This window comes from Streptomyces sp. NPDC055140, from assembly GCF_053607285.1.
In genome coordinates this window covers 595,327-616,067 of the sequence record NZ_JBSGTG010000001.1, presented here as the reverse complement: position 1 = coordinate 616,067, position 20,741 = coordinate 595,327, and the positions used below count along the sequence as shown (strand labels likewise).

The window sequence follows — 20,741 nt, the reverse complement described above, 5'->3', positions numbered from 1 at the left end:
GCTCTTGGTTCTGCTCATGGCCCCGCTCATGCCATCGGTCCGACTAGCAGCCATTGCCACGACTCCTTTCCGAACACGGTCTGTTGGCCGCCCGTTGAGCCGATCTCGACGGGCTTTCCGTCCGGGCCGGTCGCCGTGCCGGTCTCCGGGTCATAAGGCGTGATGTACGGCGTCACGTACGCCGACCGGTGCGCACCGCCGGAACCGGCCGACGCGCCGGGGGCGTTCTGCGCGCCCCGCACCGACGTTTTGCCGCCGCGCGGGGCCGTGCAGCGCGCGTCGGTGTTCGCCTCGCGCGTGCTGGTGTCCGAGGGGTCGCGCCGCGCCGTCCCGTATCCCTGGGTGCACGGCGGTGGGTCGTCGGCGTTCACCACGAGGCCGAAGTGGGTGGTGCCGTCGCCCGGGACGACCGTGTAGCTGCCCGCGACCAGCGCGGGGAAGGTGACCAGGGACTGCTCCACGCCGGGCAGGCGGGCCAGCGTGACCTGGCCGCCGCTGATCAGATTGGCCAGCAGGACCGAAAGGCGCGGTGAGATGTTCCTCAGTAGCGAGTTCACCTGCTGCGCCGCCGGCGTCGCGTTCCCGATCAGCTTGCGCAGATCCCCGTCGCTCGACTTCAACTGGGCGCTGAGCGCCGCCAGGTCGTGCGCGAACGACTTGATGGACGAACCCTGGTCGGCCTGCGTCTTGAGGACCTTCCGGGAGTCCTCGATCAGCGAGATCGTCTGGGGGAGCGACTCGGAGGCCGAGTCCACGAGCGCGTTGCCCGAGTCCACCAGGCGGCTCAGGTTCGGACCGGTGCCGGAGAACGCCTTGTCCAGCTCGTCGACGGTGACCCGCAGATCGTCCTTGCCGACCGAGTTCACCAGCCGGTCCAGGCCGAGGACGAGTTCCGTCGTGGGCAGCGGCACGCGCGTGCGGGCGCGCGGGATGGAGCTGCCGTCGAGCAGATACGGGCCGTGGGACGTGCGCGGCTGCAGATCGACGTACTGCTCGCCCACGGCCGAACGGTTCGCGACCACGGCGAGGGTGTCCGCGGGGATGCGCCGCGTGCCGTCCTTGATGTCCAGGGCCACCGACACCCCGCCCGAGCCGGTGAGCCGCAGTGCGCCGACGCGGCCCACCGGCACCCCGCGGTAGGTGACCTCGGCGCCGGGGAAGACGCCCCCGGAGTCGGCGAAGTCCGCCCGCACGGTGTAGCCGCGGCCCAGGACGCGGTCCGCCAGGCCGGTGTACGCGGCGCCGACGTACGACACCCCGACGGCGGTGACGGTGGCGAAGGCGAGCAACTGGGCCTTGACCGTGCGTGTGATCACGGCTGAACCCCCTTCAGCATCAGCTCGGCGAGCGCGAGGTCGATCCCCTCGGGCAGCTCTCCGCGAGGGGTGGTGTAGCTGCTGGTGCACACCGGCGGGCACAGCGGCCCGCCGCCACCGCCACCGCCGCCCGACGGGGGCGACGGCAGGCTCGGTGTGCTCGGCCGCGGGGTGGGAGCCGGGACATGCGGCAGATCCGGTACGTCCGGTACGTCGGGGAGATCGGGCAGTCCGGGCAGTCCAGGAGCCTTGGGATCCTCGGAATCGCCGTGCCCCTTGCCGGGCTTGCCGGACCCGTCCGTCACGTTGCCGTAGATGTCTCTCAGGTCGAGGTCCGCGGCGATTTTGAGGTTGACGTAGTCGCCCTTGACGGCGCCCACCACGTTGCGGGGGAACGGGTAAGTGGTCAGCAGTTCAAGGGAGTTGGGCAGGTCGTCGCCCGCCTTGTTCAGCTGCTGGAGGATCGGCCGCAGCTGCTTGAGGTTCGCGACCGTGTCGTCGTGCGAGGCATTGACCACCTTGGTGCCCGTCTTCCCGAGCTTCGACAGGGCGGTGAGCATCTTCGTCAGATCGCGCCGCTGGTCGGCGAGGACCTTCAGCGCGGGCGGCATCGTGTCCACGGCCCGGGCGATCGTCTTCTTCTCCTTCCCGAGCCGGCCCGACAGCCGGTCTACGGCCTTGAGGGCGCGGACGATGTCCTTCCGCTGTTCGTCGAGACCGCCGATGAACGTGTTCAGCTCCTTGAGCAGTGACCGGACCCGGTTCTCCCGGCCGTCCAGGGCCTTGTTCAGCTCCACGGTGATCGTCTTGAGCTGGGCCACTCCGCCGCCGTTGAGCAGTGCGGACAGCGCGGACAGCACCTCCTCGATCTCCGGATTGCGGCCGCTGCGGGACAGCGGGATGCGGTCGCCGTCGCGGAGCCGGCCCACCGCCGCCCTGCCGGGCGGGGCGGAGAGCGAGACGTACTTCTCGCCGAGGATGCTGGTCTGCCGCAGCCCGGCGAGCGCGTTGCCCGGCAGCCTCACGTCGTCGGCGATCCGCAGCCGTACGCGCGCGTGCCAGCCGTCCAGCTCCACCTTCTCGACGGCGCCCACGGTGACGTTGTTGACCTTCACCGCCGACTGCGGCACCAGGTCGAGGACGTCGCGGAACTCGACGGTGACGTGGTACGCGTGGCCGTCGGCGGCGGCTCCGCCGGGCAGCTGGACGTCGTACCAGCCGTTGAACTCGCAGCCGGACAGCAGCAGCGAGCCGACCGCGGCCCACGCGACCGCCCCGGCCTTGCGTCGTACGCTCATGCGCTCGCCCCCAGGATTCCGCCGAGCGTCCGGTCGACCGTTCCCGTGACCGCGGGGCCCTTGGGCACCTTGGGCAGGGAGTCGAAGAGCTTCTTCAGCTCCTTGCAGTCGGGGTTCTTGCCGCCCTCGTCGCCGGTCGTCCTCAGTACGGAGCACAGCAGCGCGGCCGGATCCTGGGCCTGTTGCGCGTTGTTGCGGGTGTCGAGGGTGCCGGAGGACGGGTTGTAGGCGTTGTTGAGGTTCGACAGGCCCGTGGGGGCGACGTCCAACAGTTCCTCCAGAGCGGCCCGTTGGGTGACGAGCACCTTGGTCACCTTGCTCAGGCCCTTCACGTCCGAGGTCAGCGACTTCTTGTTCTTCTTCACGAAGTCCGACACGTCGCCGAGTGCCGTCCCCAGGTTCCGCAGCGCGTCCGCGAGGTCCTTGCGCTCGCCCGCGAGCTGCGCGGCGACCTCGGAGAGGCTGGTGTTGAACGACCGCACACTCTTGTCGTCGGCGGCGAGCGCCGCCGTGAACACCTGAAGGTTCCGTACCGTGCCGAACAGGTCCGAGCGGCCGTCGGACAGGGTGGTGACGGCCTGCGAGAGGTCCTTGACCGTCCGGTTGAGGTTTGTGCCCTGGCCGTCGAGGTTGTCCGCGCTCACGCCGAGCAGTCGCGACAGCGAGCCGTCCTTGTTGGCGCCCTTGGGGCCGAGCGCGTCGGCCGTCGTGTGCAGACTGTCGAAGATGCGGTCCAGTTCGACCGGCACCGCCGTACGCGTCTCGGGGATGACGTCACCGTCCCGCAGCACCGCGCCCTTGCGGTACACCGGCAGCAGCTGCACGTAACGGTCGCTGACCACCGACGAGTTGATGATGGCGGCCTGCGCGTCCGCCGGGACCCTGCGGCCCTCGTCGTACGACAGCTGCACCCGCACCCGGTCGCCCTCCGGCGTGATCCTCTCGACCTCGCCGATCCGCACGCCGAGGACGCGGACGTCCGAGCCGGGGTAGATGCCGACGGTGCGCGGGAAGTACGCGGTGACCTGCACGGGCCGGGAGCGCGGCCACAGCACGTAGGTGAGCGAGGCGACGAGGGCGAGTGCGGTGACCATGGCCACGCGTCCCTTGAGGTTCTTCACTGCGTGCCTCCCGTGCGCGGCACCACCGGGGCGGCGACCAGGTTCTGGACGTAGCTGTCGAACCAGCGGCCGTTGCCGAGGGTGTTGCTGAAGACCCGTACATAGGGCGCGAGCAGCTTGACGCTCCGGTCGAGGCTCGCCTGATTGCGTTCGAGCATCCGCACCACACGGTTCAGACCCTTGAGCGCGGGCCCGATCTCCTTGTCGTTGTCGTCGACGAGGCCGGAGAGCTCGATGCCGAGCGCGACGGAGCTCTTCAGCAGCTTGTGGATCGCCGTGCGCCGCCTGCTGACCTCCTTGAACAGCTTGTCGCCGTCCTTGACCAGCGCGGAGAAATCCTCGGAGTGCTCGGCAAGCACGCCCGTGACGCCGTTCGCGTGGTCGAGGAGTTTGCCCAGCGCCTGGTCGCGCGAGGCGACCGTCCGGGAGATCCTCGACAGGCCCTTGATGGACGCCCGCACCTCGGCGGGCGAGTCCTGGAAGGTGGTGGAGAGGGTGTCGAGAGCCTTGGCAAGGCGGTCGGTGTCGACCTTCTCCGTCGTGGTCGTGAGATCGCTGAACGCCTGTACGACGTCGTACGCCGGAACCGTCCGCTTCAGCGGTATCTCGCTGCCGGGCGGCAGCTGCCCAGGTCCCTTCGGGGCCAGCGCGAGATACTTCGCGCCGAGGATGGTCTTGACGCGGATGGCGGCGCCGGTCCCGGTCCCGAACCCGGGATCGCCCTTGATCTTGAAGGTGACCTTGACGTGGTCACCGTCCAGGTCGACGTCCTCGACCTTGCCGACCTTGACGCCGGCGATGCGCACCTCGTCGCCGGGCTTGAGGCCGCCCGCCTCCGAGAAGGCCGCGCTGTACGTCTCGCCGTCGCCGATCAACGGCAGGCTGTCGGCGTTGAACGCGGCCACGGCCAGCAGTGTGAGGACGGTGAGGCCGACGGCTCCGATCACTACGGGGTTCCGCTCGCGGAACGGGACCAGGCGCGGGCGGCGTATGCGTATGCGGGGCAGCTTCGGCGGGTCGATCCGGACCTTGACCAGGGGTTCCGGGCGGCGTGGGCGGGGTGCCCGGCGTGGCAGGAGCCGTATTTTGGGGAGCTTGGGCGGGTCGATGCGTACTTTCACCAGGGGTTCCGGGCGGCGTGGGCGGGGTGCCCGGCGCGGCAGGAGCCGTATCTTCGGCAGCCTGGGCGGCTCGATGCGGACCTTGACCAGCGGCTCAGGACGTGGCCTACGGGTCCTGCGCGGAAGGAAGTGCCTCGTCATGCGCCGCACCTCGCCCTCGCCACGTGCAGCTCAGGGGTGAGCACCTGCTTCGTCTTCGGCAGCACGATCCGGCCGTCGAAGTCGCAGAGGTAGAAGTTGAACCACGAGCCGTAGGAGGCCGTCCCCGTCAGCGCGTTGAGCTTGTACGGCAGCCGCTTCAGGACGCCCTCCACGGTGTTCTCGTTCTTGTTCAGCGTTCCGGTGAGACCGGTCAGCTCGGCGATGTCGTCCTTCAGGGGCGGACGCGCGTCCTTGAGCAGCCCCGAGGTGGCGTCGGTCAGGTCGCCGATGTTCACCAGCGACTGCCCGATGGGTTTGCGGTCGGCCGACAGACCGGATATCAGCCGCCGCAGCTGCTTGAGCAGCCCGGAGAAGCGGGCGCCGCGCTTGTCCAGCGTCTCCAGGACGGTGTTGAGGTTGTCGATCACCGAGCCGATCAGCTTGTCGCGGCCGGCCAGCGTCGTAGTGAGCGAAGCCGTGTGCACGAGCAGGCTGTTGACGGTGCCGCCCTCGCCCTGGAGGGTCCGGATGATCTCGGTGGCGAGCTGGTTGACGTCGTCGGGACTGAGCGCGGCGAACAGGGGCTTGAAACCGTTCAGGAGCGCGTTGAGGTCCAGGGCGGGCTGGGTGCGCGACAGCGGGATCGTGGCCCCTGGCTTCAGCCCGGTGCCGTCGCCCGCGCCCTCGGTCAGGGCGACATAACGCTGGCCGACGAGGTTCCGGTAGCGGACGACCGCGCCGGTGCTGTGCAGCAGCGGACGGTCCGCGCCGACCGTGAAGGTGACCTCCGCAAGAGTCCGGTCCTTGATCCGGATGCCCTCGACCTCGCCGACCCGCACCCCGGCCACCCGGATGTCGTCGCCCTTCTCCAGTCCGGTGACGTCGCTGAACACCGCGCGATACGTGTGCTCGGGGGTGAAGGAGATGTTGACGATGGTGGCGGCGAGCAGTGCCGTCGCCAGGATCGTCACCACCGCGAAGAGGCTGAACTTGATCAGCGGGGCAGCGGCCTGCCGGGCTCCTGACGTCCTCATACGACGCTCACCGCTGTCCCGCGCGCCATCGGTCCGAACAACAGGGTCGCCACCGGCGGCACCTCGTCGGCGGGCACGCCCAGGACGGGCGCGACGAGCGAGCCGACGGCGCGCTGCTCGGCCCGGGTGGCGGAGACGCCGACCGGGCCGGACGAACTCCCCTTCGCGGAACCGTCGTTGAGGTGGACCCCGGGCGCGGGCACCGGCGGATGCGGCAGGTCACGGCAGTTGGGCCCCGACCGGTCGCCGTAGCGGGGATACTCACCGGGCCGGTACGCCCCCTGCTGGCTCACGACTTCGAGGGTGATGTGCATCTTTCCGCCCCGGAAGGCCTGTTCGGAGGCTTTCTCCTCGCGGACCAGGCCCGCGAGGAGGCAGGGGTACTCGGGCGCGTAACGGGCGAAGAGTCCGAGCGTGGGCCGGGACACCCGGGCAAGGGTGATCAGCCGGTCGCCGTTCGCGTGAAGTAATTCGTCCGCGGTGCCCGCGGCGGTGGCCGTCGTGGAGAGTGCGGCCGCGAGCCGGCCTTGCTGCTCGACGATGGTGCGGCTGGTGGTCACGGTGTTGCGCAGGGTCTCCATCAGGTCGGGCGCCGCGTCGCCGTACACCTCGGCGACGTCGGCAAGGCGTGCGAAGTCCTCGGTGAGGGACGGCAGATGAGGATTGAGGCGGTGCAGATAGTCCTCCACGCGCGTGAGGTTGTCGCCGATCCGGTCGCCGCGCCCTTCGAGGGCGGTGGCGAACGCGGACAGCGTGGCGTTGAGCTGGCCGGGCCGCACGGTCCGCAGCAGCGGCAGCAGGTCGTTCATCAGCTGCTGGAGCTCGATGCCGACGCGGGTGCGGTCCTGAGTGATGACGTCCCCGGCGCGCACGGGCCGGGCCGAGGAGCCGGCAGGCGCGACCAGGTCGACGTACTTCTCGCCGAACAGTGTCTTGGGCAACAGGCGCGCGTGCACGTCGGAGGGGATGGACGCGACGTACTCAGGCTTGAGCGCGATGTCGAGCGTCGCCTTCGTCCCGTCCGCGTGCACGGCGCGCACCTCGCCGACCAGCAGCCCGCGCAGCTTGACGTCGGCGCGCGGATCGAGCTGGTTGCCGAGGCTGTCGGCCTCCAGCGTGATCCGCACGACCGACGTGAACACCTGCTGGTACACGGCGACGGACAGGGACAGCAGCAGCGCGAGCACAGCGAGGAACACGACGCCGTACAACCGCAGTCTCAGCACTTTCTTTCGGCTCATCCCGCAATCCGTACGGTCGTGTTGGCGCCCCAGATCGCGAGCGACAGGAAGAAGTCCAGGACGTTGATCGCGACGATCGAGGTGCGCACGGCCCGGCCCACGGCGACGCCGACGCCCGCCGGGCCGCCGCTCGCGTAATAGCCGTAGAAGCAGTGCACGAGGATGATCAGGACGGCGAAGACGAGCACCTTCCCGAAGGACCACAGCACGTCGACCGGCGGCAGGTACTGCTGGAAGTAGTGGTCGTACGTGCCCGCCGACTGGCCGTAGTAGCCGGTGGTGATGGTGCGGGCCGCGAAGTACGAGGACAGCAGCCCGACCACGTACAGCGGGATCACCGCGACGAAACCGGCGATCATCCGGGTGGTCACCAGGAACGGCAGCGAGGGGACGCCCATGACTTCGAGGGCGTCGGTCTCCTCGCTGATCCGCATCGCGCCGAGTTGAGCGGTGAACCCGGCGCCGACCGTCGCGGAGAGCGCGAGTCCGGCCACCAGGGGCGCGATCTCACGGGTGTTGAAGTACGCCGAGAGGAACGCCACGAAATTGGAGGTGCCGAGCTGGTTCAGCGCGGCATACCCCTGCAGGCCCACCTCCGTGCCGGTGAAGAACGACAGGAAGGCGATGACACCGACCGTGCCGCCCACGACGGCGAGGGCACCGCGGCCGAAGCTCACCTCGGCGAGCAGCCGCAGGATCTCCTTCTTGTAGCGGCGAACCGTACGGCCCGTCCACGCCAACGAGCGTCCGTAGAAGGAGAGTTGACTGCCCAGTTGCTCCAGGGCCTTCAGCAGCGCCATGCCTCAGCCCCTCTGCGGAACGATTTGGAAGTACACGGCGGTCATCACGAAGTTGGTCACGAACAGCAGCATGAAAGTGATCACTACCGACTGGTTCACCGCATCGCCCACGCCCTTCGGTCCGCCCTTCGCCGTAAGTCCCTTGTACGAGGCGACGATCGCGGCGAGCGCGCCGAACACGAGCGCCTTGATCTCCGCCGCCCACAGGTCGGAGAGCTGGGCGAGCGTGGTGAAGGAGGCGAGATAGGCGCCCGGAGTGCCGTTCTGCAGGACGACGTTGAAGAAGTAGCCGCCCGCGACGCCGACCACCGACACCAGGCCGTTGAGCAGCACCGCCACCACCATCGACGCCAGGACCCGCGGCACGACAAGACGGTGGATGGGGTCGATGCCGAGGACCTGCATCGCGTCGATCTCCTCGCGGATCTTCCGCGCCCCGAGATCCGCGCAGATCGCCGTGCCGCCGGCGCCCGCGATCAGCAGCGCGGTGACGATCGGCGAGGCCTCCCGCAGCACCGCGAGGACCGAGGCGGCCCCGGAGAAGGACTGGGCGCCGAGCTGCCGGGTCAGGCTGCCGATCTGCAGCGCGATGACCGCGCCGAACGGGATGGACACGAGGGCCGTCGGCAGGATGGTGACGCTCGCGACGAACCAGGCCTGCTGGATGAACTCCCGCGCCTGGAAAGGCCGTCGGGGAACGGTCCGGACGACGTCCAGGGCCATCGCGAAGAGGTTTCCCGAGTGCCTGAGCGCCCCGGTCGGTGACAGGCTCATGCGTCCGCCGCCTCCTTGCGGTGCAGCTCGGCCTCGCGCCGCGCGATCGCCTCCCAGCGGGGCGGGCGGACGATTCCGGGGCCCGGCAGCAGGCGCGGCGTCATGTCGTTGCCGGCGTGACGGGCCTTGCGGTCCACGTCACCGAGCCGCGCCAGCTCCTGCTCGACCTGCGCGGCGTCCTTCTCCTCGGCCATCCCGATGGGGCCCTGCATCCGGCCGTTCAGGAACTGCCGTACGACCGGTTCGTCACTCGTCAGGAGCTTTTCTCGCGGCCCGAACACGACCAGTTCGCGGCGGAACAACAGGCCGATGTTGTCCGGCACTTGACGGGCCGAGGCGATGTCGTGCGTGACGATCAGGAAGGTCGCGTCGATCTGCGCGTTGAGGTCGACGATGAGCTGGTTGAGATACGCGACACGCACAGGGTCGAGGCCCGAGTCCGGCTCGTCGAAGAGGATGATCTCCGGATCGAGGACCAGTGCCCGCGCGAGGCCGGCCCGTTTGCGCATCCCGCCGGAGATCTCGCCGGGCAGCTTCCCCTCCGAACCGATCAGCCCGACCAGGTCCATCTTCTCCAGCACGATGCGCCGGATCTGGCTCTCGGACTTACGGGTGTGCTCGCGCAGCGGGAAGGCGATGTTGTCGTACAGGCTCATCGAGCCGAACAGCGCGCCGTCCTGGAACAGCACGCCGAAGAGCTTCCGTACCTCGTACAGCTCGTGCTCGCGCAGCTTGGTGATGTCCCGGCCCGCGATCGTCACGGAGCCCCGGTCCGGCTTCAGCAGCCCGACGAGCGTCTTGAGGAACACCGACTTGCCCGTGCCCGAGGGGCCGAGCATGACCGAGACCTCCCCGGCGGGCAGCGTCAGCGAGACGTCCTGCCAGACGACCTGGTGACCGAAGGACTTGGTCAGCCCTTCCACACAGATCTCGACACCCATCCGGTTCACCCTTCGGCCCGTGGAGCAGCTCCGACAACTGCTCTACGGGGAGGGGCGCGGCGTCCGTCGCGGTGGCGGCGGATTTTTTTCGAGGGTGCTGCGGCAGTGCGGGGTTCTACGGCAGGGCGGTCCGGGTCGGTACCTCGACGGGAGACTCCGGTACGGCCGGAAGCGTCGTCGGGACCGTGGACACGGCCGGCGGATCGGGGAGCCCGGGAGCACGAGGCAGGTCGGACACACCGGGAACGGCGGGGACGTCGGGGACGGGCGGCACCGGTGACAGCGAGGCGTCCGGCAACGACGGCACGGTCAGCGGCAGCAGCGACCGGTTGCGATCGCCGGACGACTGACTCGGCCTCGCCGTGTGGGACGGCGACGCGGCCGACAGATCACGTGGCTTCGGCGTGACCGCCCGGCCGACGCCGTCCGGCCGCACGGTCTCCCTGACCGCTTGCTCCGTCCGGGACACGGAAGGCCGGGAAGCCGAGCCCCGCCCGTCCCCGCCATGGACGTACGGCAGTACACACCCCGCCACCACCAGGGTCGCGGCCGTCGAGGTCACCGCCACGGCCTGCGCGTGCCCGCCCGCGCGCAGCTTGCCACGGCCCCACAGGAACAGGGCGAGGCCCAGCGTTCCGGCCAGCGAGTTCCGCAGCGTGCGCCGGGCCCTGGCCAGCAGCGACTCCACGGTGCGATAGCTCAGCCCCATGCGTACGGCGACCTGGCCGACGTCGAGGTCCTCGGACTTCAGCCGGAGCGCCTCGGCCTGGCGCGCGGGCAGCTCCCCGCTGCGCACGGCCAGCCATCTGGCCTCGGCCCGGTCGCACACCGCCTCCTCGACGGGCACCGGACCCGGCGCGGTGAGCGTGGGGCTGCGGTGCACCTCGGCCTCACGGTTGACCTGGCGGTACCGGTCGACGCACAACCGCATGGTCACGGTCGTCAGCCATGCTCCGAGGCGCTCGTCGTCCAGGTCGGGGCGCTCCGCGGCGCGCAGCATCGCCTCGTGCACCGCGTCCTCGGCGTCCTCCGGGCTCATCGACCTGCGCCGGGCCACCTTGAGCAGGTGCTCGCGGTGGCTCCACATGCGCTCCCAACGATCGTCGGCCCCTCGCATCTCCGCGGGCATGTCCGTCGCCATGAGGGCCCCTTCGCGCTCATCCGCCGGTCTCGTGCCGTCCGGCGGATGGCGACATTACCGCCCAGTATCCGCGCTTGTGGAGGGGGAGGAGCCCATCGAGTCCACACCGTTGCTGGTCAGTGGACCTCCGCTCGCCGGTACGTGGACCATCGGCGGGGCGGCGCACAGGGCCGCGCCTCGCCGTGACCGCGCCGAATCGCCCGGTGGCGGGGAGGCGCCCACCGGAAAGCCGGGACTCTCACCGCAACGTGTGCGACGTCCGGCCCGACGCCTCGTCGATCTCGTCGTGCGCCTTCGTCAGCATCTTCATCGCCAGCTCGTTGAGAGCCCTCGCTCCCGCGACCTCCTCGCCGACCCGCGGCTGGTTCGCGTCGGAGGGGTGGCGGCTCGCGTAGCCATGGGCCCGTACCTCGCTCCCGTCGGGGAGCCGGACGAGCGCGGCGGCACGCGTTCGATGTGTGTCTTCCTCGAATTCCAGCTCGACATGCCATCCGACAGCGGTCTGTGCCGACATCGTGATCACCTCCGGGACTGCTATTACCAGGGTGCGCCTGTCGGGCTCCCGACGCACCACGTCCCGCCCCGCCGCCTGCGTACCCGCTCAGATCACGGGCGGCCGCCCCAGACGCGTCATGCGCCACGCGGTGCGCCAGCGCATCGGCCGCCGGCCCCCGCACGGCGTGCGCACGCCCTCCACGAAGCCGCCCGCCCATGCGCGCAGGCCTCCGGCGGACCGGGTGCGGGCGAGCGTGAGGAGGGTCCAGGTGCCGAGGTAGAGCGGGATCAGGGGGAGCGGGAGCCGGCGGCGGGCCAGCCAGACGCGGTTGCGGGCCGTCATGCGGTGGTAGACGGCGTGCCGGGCGGGCGAGGTCTTGGGGTGCTGGAGCAGGAGCGACGGCTCGTAGACGACCTTCCAGCCGGCGTCGAGGGCGCGCCAGGCCAGGTCGGTCTCCTCGTGCGTGAAGAAGAAGTCGGCGGGCCAGTCACCGGTCTCGGCGAGCATCCGCATCGAGAACGCGTGGCCGCCGCCGAGGAACGCCGTCACCTCACCGCCCCGCATCGGGTCCTTCGCGCGCAGCCGCGGCACGTGGCGGCGCTGCGTCTCGCCGTGCTCGTCCGCGATGCGGAAGCCGACGATGCCGAGCCGCGGGTCGCCGGTGTACAGGTCGCGGACCGTACGGAAGACATCCGCGTCGACGAGGAGCCCGTCGTCGTCGAGTTCGACCGCCACGTCCACGTCGCCGAAGTCGCGCAGCCGCGCCAGGGCGACGTTGCGGCCGCCGGGGCAGCCGAGGTTGTCGTCGAGTTCGACGGTCGTGACGGTGAAGGGCAGGCCGGAGCCGGTGAAGTCGGGCAGCGGCGAGCCGTTGCCGACGAGGACGACCCGCGTCGGCGGCACGTCCTGCTTCGCCACCGCCGCCAGGAGGGCGTCGACCTCCCTGGGCCTGTTGCCCATCGTCACGATCGCGACGCCCAGACGCGGCGGTTGCTCCACGGCCGACTCCCCATTCCTCGGACATCCCGGTGCGGTGCCCGCGATCGTATCCGTTCATCGGGAAGTCACCCGGCAGCCAGGGGGAGTTGGGGTCAGGCGCCGGGTTCCGCCGTCCACCCCGTCTCGGCCGCCCAGGGTTCCGCGACGGCCACCACCAGGTCGACCACCGGGTCCTTCACGTCGGCGTAGGTGCCGGTGTCGGAGACCCGGGAGGCGAGGGCGTACTTGAAGTGGGTGTAGGCCGTGACCGCCTCCGGGTGGGTGCGGAACCAGTCGCGGAAGAGCAGGGCCAGGCGTTCGTTGGGGGAGCCGGCGAGGCGTACGTGCAGGTTGACCGGCTCGGCGGGCGTGCCGCGCCGGGACCAGAAGCGCTTGGCCCAGCGGGTCGGTACGTCGTCCAGGCCCGCCGGCACGTGGTCCCGGCGGTAGGGGGAGAGCCGGAAGCCCAGGTCCGCGAGGGGGTCCGCGAAAGCGGCCTCCGCCTCGTCCAGGTCGGTGACGCTCACCTGGAGGTCGTAGACCGGCTTGGCCGCCATTCCGGGGATCGACGTGCTGCCGATGTGTTCCGTCCGCAGGGCCATCGGGCCGAGCGCCGCGCCGAGTTCGGCACACAGCGCGCGGCCCCGCTCCGGCCAGGCCGCGTCGTACGGGACGACGACGGGGATCTCCGACTCGGGCATCATCAGACGGCTTCCAGCGCGACGTGCGGCTCGGCCGGCAGGACCACGCGGATCGCGTCGCCGGGGCGCACCACGCCGCCGGTCCGCACCACGCTCATGATCCCGCCCTTGCGGACGACCGCCCCGTTCTCGTCGCGCCCGACGACCCGCTTGAGCAGCCCGTCCTGGAAGTGGTCGATCTGCAGGCACGGGTTGCGCAGGCCCGTGACCTCGACGACGGCGCCGCCCTCGCCCAGATGCAGGAGCGTGCCCGCGGGCAGTGCGAGGAGGTCGATGCCGGTCGTCGTGACGTTCTCCCCGAGGTCGCCGGGAGCGACGTCGTGGCCCTGCTCGGCGACCTCGGCGAACAGCTCGTCGTGCATCAGGTGGACCTGCCGCAGGTTCGGCTGCGTCGGGTCCTTCGCGACGCGGGAGCGGTGCTTGACCGTGACGCCCGCGTGCACGTCGCCCTCGACACCGAGCCCGGCGAGCAGCGTGATGCTCTCCCGGTTCGGCTTCGTGAAGGAGTACGTCTCGTTGCTGCTGACCGCGATGACCTCGCCGCCGTCGAACCTGCCCATGCCGAGCCCCCGTTTCCGCTCCGGTGATCCCTGATCCCGGTCGCCTGATCCGTGATCCCGGCCGTCCGGACCGCGATCCACGTCGAGCCTAACCCCGGCGAACACGAGGGGCTTCAGCTCACCTGCTCCGCGATCTGCGCCGCCACGTCACCCGGCGCCCGCTCCGTCGCCGTTCAGCCGGACGATCACGAGGCGAGCGACCTCTCCGCCACCCGGCGCAGATGCGCCGCCAGCACTTCGGGGGCCTGAGGGGTGAGTGTGCGCAGGGCGACCAGGGCCGTCACCACGACGTCGCAGAGTTCCGACTCGACGTCCTGCCAGGAGTGGCTCTCGCCCTTGCGCGGGTTCTGGCCCGTCGCGCCGATGACCGCCTGGGCGACCTCGCCGACCTCCTCCGACAGCTTCAGCACCCGCAGCAGAAGGGCCTCGTCCGCGCTGCGGCGGTTGTGCGATTCGAGCCAGGCATGCAGCCCGTCGACGGTCTCCCACACGCTGTCGTACGTGGGCGGGGCGAGGTCGTGCCGGGCGCTGGGCCGCGTGGTGTCGGACATCCCCGCAGCCTGTCACGGACGGGCTACTCGTCCGTGACGTCCGGGGAATACTCACCCGGGCCCGGCTGCGGACCCGGCCCGCCCACCCGCCTGTTGCGCGACGCCACGACCGCGAGCGCCGCCGCGGCGCTGCCCACGAGCGCGGCCGGGACCATCCAGTGCCGGTCCAGGGCGTGGCCGAGCGCATGGTCGAGGGAGTAACGGCCCGCGCCGGTCACCGCGAGTCCCGCCGCGACGAAGCCGAGGAAGGCCGGGTACTCGTAGCCGCCGCCCTGGGCGAAGAAGCCGTTGGGCGCGTGCACCGCGACCGCGCCGGCCATCGTGCCCGCCGCGGCGGCCCCGCCGACGGGGGTGGCGAGGCCGAGGGCGAGCAGGACGCCGCCGCCCGCCTCGCCGAGGCCGGCGGCCAGGGCGCTCGCCTTCGGCGGGGCGTAGCCCATGGCCTCCATCGCGGCGGTCGTGCCGCGCAGGCCCCCGCCGCCGAACCAGCCGAGCAGTTTCTGCGCTCCGTGCGCGGCGAGCACACCGCCCGTGCCCACGCGCAGCACGAGCAGTCCCAGGTCTTTGCGGTCCACACAACGCTTGTGACAGGTCATGGTCCTACGGTCCGGCAGGCGGAGCCACGGCACCCGGTACGCGGGCCCGTTCGGGTGGCGTGTCCCGGGCCGCGGTGTGAGTCTGGGCCGGGGGCCCGGGCCCCGTACGGCCGGGGTCCCGACCCGGCGACGAACGACCGGAAGGTCCGGCACCGTAGCGCCGGAAGGAGAGGCAGGAGAAGGCGTAATGCCCATCCAGACAACCAAGCTCAGCGACCCGGCCGTCCGGGCCTTCGTCACCGCGGTGAACGCCCACGACCGGGAGGCCTTCCGTGCCGCCCTCGCGCCCGGCGCGACCATGTCCGACGACGGGTCCGACCGGGACATCGACGAGTGGACCGGCCGCGAGATCTTCGACTCCAACGGGCACATGGAGATCGAGAAGGAGTACGCGCACGGCCTGGCACTGACCGCCCTCTACCGCAACGACGCCTGGGGCGAGATGCGGACGAAGTGGCAGTTCGTCGTGGCGGGCGGCAAGGTGACCCGCTTCGAGACCGGCCAGGCCTAACTCCCCGGTCGGCACTCCCGGTCAGCCGGGAATCCGCACCGCCGCGCCGCTCACCCGGACCCGAGGGTCGCCCTCGCGCAGTGTCACCGTCAGCTCGCCCGGGCGGCCCATGTCCTCGCCCTGGTGGAGGGTGAGGACCGCCTCGGAGGGGACGAGTCCGAGTGCGCGCGCGTACGCGCCGAACGCGGCCGCGGCGGCGCCCGTCGCCGGGTCCTCCACGACACCGCCGACCGGGAACGGGTCACGGGCGTGGAAGACGAACTCCGAGGCTCGCCACACCAGTTGGACCGTGGTGAGGTCGAGGCGGTGCATCAGGGCCTCGAGGCGCGCGAAGTCGTAGGAGAGGTCCGCGAGCCGCGCGCGTGTTGCGGCCGCGAGGACGAGGTGGCGGTTGCCCGCGTACGCGATGCGCGGCGGGAACGCCGGGTCGAGGTCGGCGGCGGGCCAGCCGAGAGCGGCGAGCGCCTCGGCCAGGTCGTCGGACGCCACGTCGGTGAGGTGCGGCTCGACGCTGGTGAGCGTCGCGCGCGGGGTGCCGTCGGCGCCCTGGGCGACCGTCGCCGGCACCTCGCCGGCCTGCGTGGCGAAGAGGTAGTCGCCGGGGCCGTGGATCTCGCCGAGCGCCACGGCCGTCGCCACGGTGGCGTGCCCGCAGAACGGGACCTCGGCCTTGGGGCTGAAGTAGCGCACGGTGTACGAGCGCTGCGCGCCGCCGGGCGCCGGCGTCAGGAACGCCGTCTCGCTGTATCCGAGCCGCGCCGCGATGGCGAGCATCTCCTCGTCGTCGAGCGCACGCGCGTCGAGCACGACACCGGCGGGGTTGCCGCCCGCGGGGTTCGTGGCGAAGGCGGTGTATCGCAGCACTTCAGCTTCAGAGGTGGTGTTCATGACGGGGGAGCGTAGCGCGGGCAGCCGCAGCGCGGCCCGGGTCCTGCTGCGGTCCCGTCGGCAGGTCCCCCTTGCCCCCGGGCCGCGGAACGGCTGCCCGCCTTCCCCCTCGGAAATGGCTCAGTGGCAGCTGATCCCGCCGGGCCCGTCGCCCCACGAGCAGGAGTCGAGCTGGGCGCCGCTCGGCTTGATGAGACGGGCCTTGTCGCCGGTGTTGTTCCAGACGTACGAGCCGCGGCCCCAGTAGCGCACGCCGGAGGCGTTGGTGCCCTGGCCGGTGCGGACCTTGACGGTCTTGCCGGCGCCGATGTTGTAGCTGCCGAACGTGTACGTGTAGCCGGTGTTGTCCTTGAGCTTGTAGCCCTTGAGCTGGATCGCGGAGCGGGTGTTGTTGTGGATGTTCACCCACTCCGCGTTCAGCGAGGAGTTCGACCGGTTGTCGCTGCCGGGGCTGTCGTACTGGATGTAGCCCAGGTGCAGACCGCCCTGGTGAGCGGCCGCGGAGGCCGGGGACGAGGCGAGCAGGGAGACCGCCAGGACGCCGGCCGCCAGGGCGGCGGAGGCTGCGGAACGTATGCGCAAGGTGTGCTCCGAATGTGAAGTTCTCGTGGAGAGAGATGCTGAGCATACGGGCTGCGCTGCCCTGAATTAGGGCGGTAGGTTCCATTCCGCTTGTGGAGATTAACTTCTCAACCGCGCCCGATGTACGGCATGTTGGTCGCCAGGACCGTCGCGAACTGCACGTTCGCCTCCAGGGGCAGCTCGGCCATGTGCCGCACCGTGCGCGCCACGTCCGCGACATCCATCACCGGCTCCGGCGCCAGCGATCCGTTCGCCTGGAGGATCCCGGTCTGCATGCGCTCCGTCATGTCGGTCGCCGCGTTGCCGATGTCGATCTGGCCGCACGCGATCCGGTACGGACGCCCGTCCAGGGAAAGCGACTTCGTCAGACCGGTCAGCGCGTGCTTCGTCGTCGTGTACGCGGTCGAGCGCGGCCGCGGCGTGTGCGCCGAGATGGAGCCGTTGTTGATGATCCGGCCGCCCTGCGGGTCCTGCTCCTTCATCTGCCGGAACGCCGCCTGCGCGCACAGGAAAGCGCCGTTGAGGTTCGTGTCGACGACATGGCGCCAGGCGTCGTACTCCAGGTCCTCGACCGGGGACGCGGGCCCGAACGTACCCGCGTTGTTGAAGAGCAGGTCGAGGCGGCCGAACCGGTCGCGCACGGCGGAGAAGAGCGCGGCCACGTCCTCGGGGCTCGAGACGTCGGTCCGTACGGAGAGCGACCCGGCCGCGGCCTCGGGGGCGAGGGCCGCCGTCGCGTCGAGGGTCTCGGTGCGGCGGCCCGCGAGCGCCACCTGCCAGCCCGCGCGGAGCAGTTCCACGGCGACGGCCCGGCCGATGCCGGAGCCCGCGCCGGTCACGACGGCGGTCCGTACGGCGGGCTGTGCGGCGGTCGGTGTGCGCTGGTCCGGGGCGTTGTTCTGAGCGTTCATGGCCCCGGAGCGTACGGCAGGAGGGGTCACGCGGAGATCACTCATCCGCCATGTGGCGGCCGTGCGCATGACAGGTCACGGTCGTCCCCCGGCACTCCAATTTCCTCTGACAACAACCGTCAGGGGAGGGCCACATGACAGCCGAAGGACGCCATCCGAACCAGCACTCGCCCGAACTGCGAGCCGCGGCGGGCCACTTGGGCCGCCGTCGCTTCCTCACCGTCACGGGCGCCGCCGCCGCGCTCGCCTTCGCCACGAACCTGCCGGCCGCGGGCACCGCGAGCGCCGCCGAGTTCGACGCGCGGAAGATCACCGCCGACCCGTTCACGCTCGGCGTGGCCTCCGGCGACCCGCTGCCCGGCTCCGTCCTGCTGTGGACGCGCCTGGCCCCCTCCCCGTACGAGGCGGACAGCGGACTGCCCGCCCAGCGCATAGCCGTCGAGTGGGAGCTCGCGCACGACGAGCGCTTCCGGCGCGTCGTCAGACGCGGCACGGCCACCGCGCACCCCGAGTTCAACCACTCCGTCCACGTCGAGGTCGACCACCTCGCGCCGGGCGGCGTCTACTACTACCGCTTCCGCACCGGCAAGTGGGTCAGCGGGACCGGCCGGACGCGCACGGCGCCCTCCGCCCACGCCCGCACCTCGGCCCTCACCCTCGCCGCGGTCTCCTGCCAGGCCTACCACGACGGCTACTTCACGGCCTACAAGCACCTCGCCGCCGACCCCTCCGTGGACGTCGTCTTCCACCTCGGCGACTACCTCTACGAGTACGCCGTGAACTCCGCCGGCGGCGCCCGCGCCTACACGGGCGGCGGCGTACTGCCCGCCCACTTCAACCGCGAGACCGTGACGCTGGAGGACTACCGGCTGCGGTACGCGCTCTACAAGTCCGACCCGGACCTGCGGGCCGCGCACGCCGCGCACCCCTTCGTCGTCACCTGGGACGACCACGAGACCGAGAACAACTACGCGGACGACATCGACGAGCAGGACGGCCCGCCCGCCGAGTTCCTGCTGCGCCGCGCCTCCGCGTACCGCGCCTACTGGGAGAACCAGCCCCTGCGCCGCCCGCAGCTCCCGCAGGGCCCCGACGCCCAGATGTACCGGCGCCTGACCTGGGGCAAGCTGGCCCAGTTCGACATCCTCGACACCCGCCAGTACCGCTCCAACCAGGCGTACGGCGACGGCTCCCACGTCCCCGGGCCCGAGTCGGACGACCCGGCGCGCACCATCACCGGCGCCACGCAGGAGCGGTGGCTCATCGACGGCTGGCGCCGCTCGCACGCCCTGTGGAACGTCGTCCCGCAGCAGGTCACCTTCTCGCAGCGCAAGCTCGACCTGAACGCGGCCGCGAAGGTGTCCATGGACGCGTGGGACGGCTACCGCGCCTCGCGCCAGAGGGTCCTCGCCGGGGCCAGGGCCGCCGGCGTCGACAACCTGATGGTGCTCACCGGCGATGTGCACGTCGGCTACGCCTTCGACATCAAGGACGACTTCGACGACCCGTCGTCGAAGACCCTCGGCACGGAGATCGTCGCCACGTCCATCAGCAGCGGCAAGGACGGCGCGGACAAGCCGGCGAACTGGGGCACGTACACCCAGGCCAACCCGCACCTGAAGTTCTACAACGGGCGCCGCGGCTACGTGACGGTCGCGCTCGGCGAGCACGAGGCCCGCGCCGACTTCAAGACGGTCCCGGCGGTAACGACGCCGGGAGCCCCGATCACCACGGCGGCGTCGTTCGTGACGGCGGTGGGCAAGCAGGGCCTGCGCCCGGCATAACGGGGGCCGGCCACCCCGCGCCCCTGATTCTTTCGGGGGCGCGGGGGAGTCGCTTCTGCGTGACGGTGCGCGCGGGGAAGCGCCTTCTCAGGGGCGCAGGCAGCTTCCTTCAGGGGCGCGGGCACCTGCGCGACAAGCCCCCCACCGGACCGTCACCCGGCAGCGAAACCGCAACGCGCCATCCGGGATGCCGCTACCCCTCCGACGGATACCGCACCCCGATCCGCTCCCGGACGGAGTCCAACGTGCGCATCACGGCGAGCGACCCCGCCAGCGGCACGAGCGGCGACTCCGTATCACCGGCCCGCACCCGGTGCATCACCTCGCCCGCCTCATGCCGGAGGCTGTCGCGCGGCCCGTCCCCCGCCTCCGCCGTGAACTCCTGCGGCTCCCGCCCGTCGTGGTGCAGTACGAACCGGTCCGGGTAGAAGAAGCCGTGCGGAATGTCGATACGGCCCTTGGAGCCGGTGATCGATGCGGTGACCGGAGTGCCCGCGTCGATGGAGCAGTTGAGCAGCGCGTGAGCACCGCTCTGCCACGAGAGCAGCATTCCCGTACGGAGATCGACGCCCTCGTCCGAGAGCACCGCTCGCGCGGTGACCTCCGAGGGCTCACCGAGGATCAGGTGCGCGAACGACACCGGGTACACGCCCAGATCGAGCAGCGCGCCCCCGCCCTGTGCGGGATCCCGCAGCCGGTGCGCCGGAGGGAAGGGCCCCGCGAGCCCGAAGTCGGCCTGCACCGTGCGGACTTCACCGACCGCGCCGTCGTCGACCAGTGCCTTCAGCCTCCTGATCAGCGGATGGCAGTACATCCACATGGCCTCCATCAGGAAGAGGCCACGGCTGCGGGCGAGTGTCACCAGCTCCTCCGCCTCGCGCGAGTTCAGCGTGAACGCCTTCTCGCACAGGACCGCCCGGCCCGCCTCCAGGCACAGTCCGGCGGCCGCGCGGTGTGCGGAGTGCGGGGTCGCGACGTACACGACGTCGACGTCCTCGTCCTCGGCGAGCGAGGACCAGTCCCCGTATGCCCGCGGGATCCCGAACCGCTCCGCGAACGCCTTCGCCGAGGCGTCGGAGCGGGACGCCACGGCGACGACCTCCGCGTCCGGCATGTCGAGAAGGTTCGCCGTGAAGGACGCGGCGATGCCCCCGGTCGCCAGGACGCCCCACCGCACACGCTCACGTTCCACCACTGAAGGCCCCCTGCCAGGTTCCGGCCACTGCCCTTGCCGGCACGTCACGAAATGTGGTCT

At 71.0% G+C, this 20,741-nt stretch carries 22 protein-coding genes; 2 read left to right on the top strand and 20 right to left on the bottom strand.

Annotation, left to right across the window (positions count from 1 at the left end; translation table 11 throughout):
• Positions 1-26: 26 nt before the first annotated feature.
• The 16 genes from ACWFR4_RS02850 to ACWFR4_RS02775 form a co-directional block, all read right to left on the bottom strand.
• Positions 27-1,316 carry an MCE family protein gene (locus tag ACWFR4_RS02850; protein WP_453650410.1) on the bottom strand — a complete coding sequence of 430 codons (1,290 nt, stop codon included), beginning with the start codon at positions 1,314-1,316 and terminating at the stop codon, positions 27-29.
• On the bottom strand, positions 1,313-2,614 hold the full coding sequence (locus tag ACWFR4_RS02845) for an MCE family protein (RefSeq protein WP_453650408.1): 1,302 nt from the start codon (positions 2,612-2,614) through the stop codon (positions 1,313-1,315). Before ACWFR4_RS02845 ends, ACWFR4_RS02850 begins: the two co-directional genes overlap by 4 nt.
• Entirely contained in the window at positions 2,611-3,708 is a 1,098-nt protein-coding gene (locus ACWFR4_RS02840; RefSeq protein ID WP_453650636.1) for an MCE family protein, read from the bottom strand. Before ACWFR4_RS02840 ends, ACWFR4_RS02845 begins: the two co-directional genes overlap by 4 nt.
• A 23-nt stretch (positions 3,709-3,731) precedes the next feature.
• The gene (locus tag ACWFR4_RS02835; protein ID WP_453650634.1) at positions 3,732-4,712 is read right to left on the bottom strand and encodes an MCE family protein; all 981 of its coding nucleotides are present in this window, start codon (positions 4,710-4,712) and stop codon (positions 3,732-3,734) included.
• A 281-nt stretch (positions 4,713-4,993) separates the two neighbouring features.
• Complete coding sequence (locus tag ACWFR4_RS02830) at positions 4,994-6,031, bottom strand: MCE family protein (RefSeq protein WP_453456912.1); 1,038 nt, start codon at positions 6,029-6,031, stop codon at positions 4,994-4,996.
• Positions 6,028-7,272: an MCE family protein gene (locus tag ACWFR4_RS02825; RefSeq protein ID WP_453650406.1), complete on the bottom strand. Its 1,245-nt coding sequence runs from the start codon at positions 7,270-7,272 to the stop codon at positions 6,028-6,030. Before ACWFR4_RS02825 ends, ACWFR4_RS02830 begins: the two co-directional genes overlap by 4 nt.
• A complete protein-coding gene (locus tag ACWFR4_RS02820) occupies positions 7,269-8,072 on the bottom strand; it encodes an MlaE family ABC transporter permease (RefSeq protein ID WP_382475889.1) in 804 nt (267 codons plus the stop codon). The genes ACWFR4_RS02825 and ACWFR4_RS02820 overlap by 4 nt, the downstream gene beginning before the upstream one ends.
• Positions 8,073-8,075: 3 nt before the next feature.
• Positions 8,076-8,846: an MlaE family ABC transporter permease gene (locus ACWFR4_RS02815; RefSeq protein WP_453456907.1), complete on the bottom strand. Its 771-nt coding sequence runs from the start codon at positions 8,844-8,846 to the stop codon at positions 8,076-8,078.
• Positions 8,843-9,787, bottom strand: coding sequence for an ABC transporter ATP-binding protein (locus tag ACWFR4_RS02810; RefSeq protein WP_453456904.1), 945 nt, complete (start codon positions 9,785-9,787; stop codon positions 8,843-8,845). Before ACWFR4_RS02810 ends, ACWFR4_RS02815 begins: the two co-directional genes overlap by 4 nt.
• Before the next feature lie 115 nt (positions 9,788-9,902).
• Positions 9,903-10,928: an RNA polymerase sigma factor gene (locus ACWFR4_RS02805; protein ID WP_453650404.1), complete on the bottom strand. Its 1,026-nt coding sequence runs from the start codon at positions 10,926-10,928 to the stop codon at positions 9,903-9,905.
• 238 nt (positions 10,929-11,166) lie between these two features.
• Complete coding sequence (locus ACWFR4_RS02800) at positions 11,167-11,442, bottom strand: DUF1876 domain-containing protein (protein ID WP_100592570.1); 276 nt, start codon at positions 11,440-11,442, stop codon at positions 11,167-11,169.
• Between the two features lie 87 nt (positions 11,443-11,529).
• The gene (locus ACWFR4_RS02795) at positions 11,530-12,384 is read right to left on the bottom strand and encodes a glycosyltransferase family 2 protein (protein WP_453456937.1); all 855 of its coding nucleotides are present in this window, start codon (positions 12,382-12,384) and stop codon (positions 11,530-11,532) included.
• 131 nt (positions 12,385-12,515) lie between these two features.
• A complete protein-coding gene (locus ACWFR4_RS02790; protein ID WP_453456899.1) occupies positions 12,516-13,106 on the bottom strand; it encodes a GrpB family protein in 591 nt (196 codons plus the stop codon).
• Positions 13,106-13,663, bottom strand: a complete 558-nt coding sequence (locus ACWFR4_RS02785; RefSeq protein ID WP_453650402.1) for an MOSC domain-containing protein — start codon at positions 13,661-13,663, stop codon at positions 13,106-13,108. Before ACWFR4_RS02785 ends, ACWFR4_RS02790 begins: the two co-directional genes overlap by 1 nt.
• Before the next feature lie 185 nt (positions 13,664-13,848).
• Positions 13,849-14,214: a MazG-like family protein gene (locus tag ACWFR4_RS02780; RefSeq protein WP_389529955.1), complete on the bottom strand. Its 366-nt coding sequence runs from the start codon at positions 14,212-14,214 to the stop codon at positions 13,849-13,851.
• Between the two features lie 23 nt (positions 14,215-14,237).
• Positions 14,238-14,810 (bottom strand): DoxX family protein, encoded by a 573-nt coding sequence (locus ACWFR4_RS02775; RefSeq protein WP_453456890.1) that lies wholly within the window; start codon positions 14,808-14,810, stop codon positions 14,238-14,240.
• Positions 14,811-14,997: 187 nt separating this feature from the next.
• Between ACWFR4_RS02775 and ACWFR4_RS02770 the strand changes: the two genes are divergently transcribed.
• Positions 14,998-15,321: a nuclear transport factor 2 family protein gene (locus tag ACWFR4_RS02770; protein WP_327577481.1), complete on the top strand. Its 324-nt coding sequence runs from the start codon at positions 14,998-15,000 to the stop codon at positions 15,319-15,321.
• A 21-nt stretch (positions 15,322-15,342) separates the two neighbouring features.
• On the opposite strand, the gene ACWFR4_RS02765 is transcribed toward ACWFR4_RS02770, so the two are convergent.
• The 3 genes from ACWFR4_RS02765 to ACWFR4_RS02755 form a co-directional block, all read right to left on the bottom strand.
• A complete protein-coding gene (locus ACWFR4_RS02765; protein WP_382998129.1) occupies positions 15,343-16,209 on the bottom strand; it encodes a PhzF family phenazine biosynthesis protein in 867 nt (288 codons plus the stop codon).
• A 120-nt stretch (positions 16,210-16,329) separates the two neighbouring features.
• Complete coding sequence (locus ACWFR4_RS02760; protein ID WP_453650399.1) at positions 16,330-16,791, bottom strand: lamin tail domain-containing protein; 462 nt, start codon at positions 16,789-16,791, stop codon at positions 16,330-16,332.
• Positions 16,792-16,898: 107 nt separating this feature from the next.
• Positions 16,899-17,702 carry an SDR family oxidoreductase gene (locus tag ACWFR4_RS02755; protein WP_453650397.1) on the bottom strand — a complete coding sequence of 268 codons (804 nt, stop codon included), beginning with the start codon at positions 17,700-17,702 and terminating at the stop codon, positions 16,899-16,901.
• Positions 17,703-17,836: 134 nt separating this feature from the next.
• On the opposite strand from ACWFR4_RS02755, the gene ACWFR4_RS02750 reads away from it, so the two are divergent.
• On the top strand, positions 17,837-19,486 hold the full coding sequence (locus tag ACWFR4_RS02750) for an alkaline phosphatase D family protein (RefSeq protein WP_453456883.1): 1,650 nt from the start codon (positions 17,837-17,839) through the stop codon (positions 19,484-19,486).
• Positions 19,487-19,679: 193 nt separating this feature from the next.
• On the opposite strand, the gene ACWFR4_RS02745 is transcribed toward ACWFR4_RS02750, so the two are convergent.
• On the bottom strand, positions 19,680-20,678 hold the full coding sequence (locus ACWFR4_RS02745) for a Gfo/Idh/MocA family protein (RefSeq protein WP_453650395.1): 999 nt from the start codon (positions 20,676-20,678) through the stop codon (positions 19,680-19,682).
• Positions 20,679-20,741: the final 63 nt, after the last annotated feature.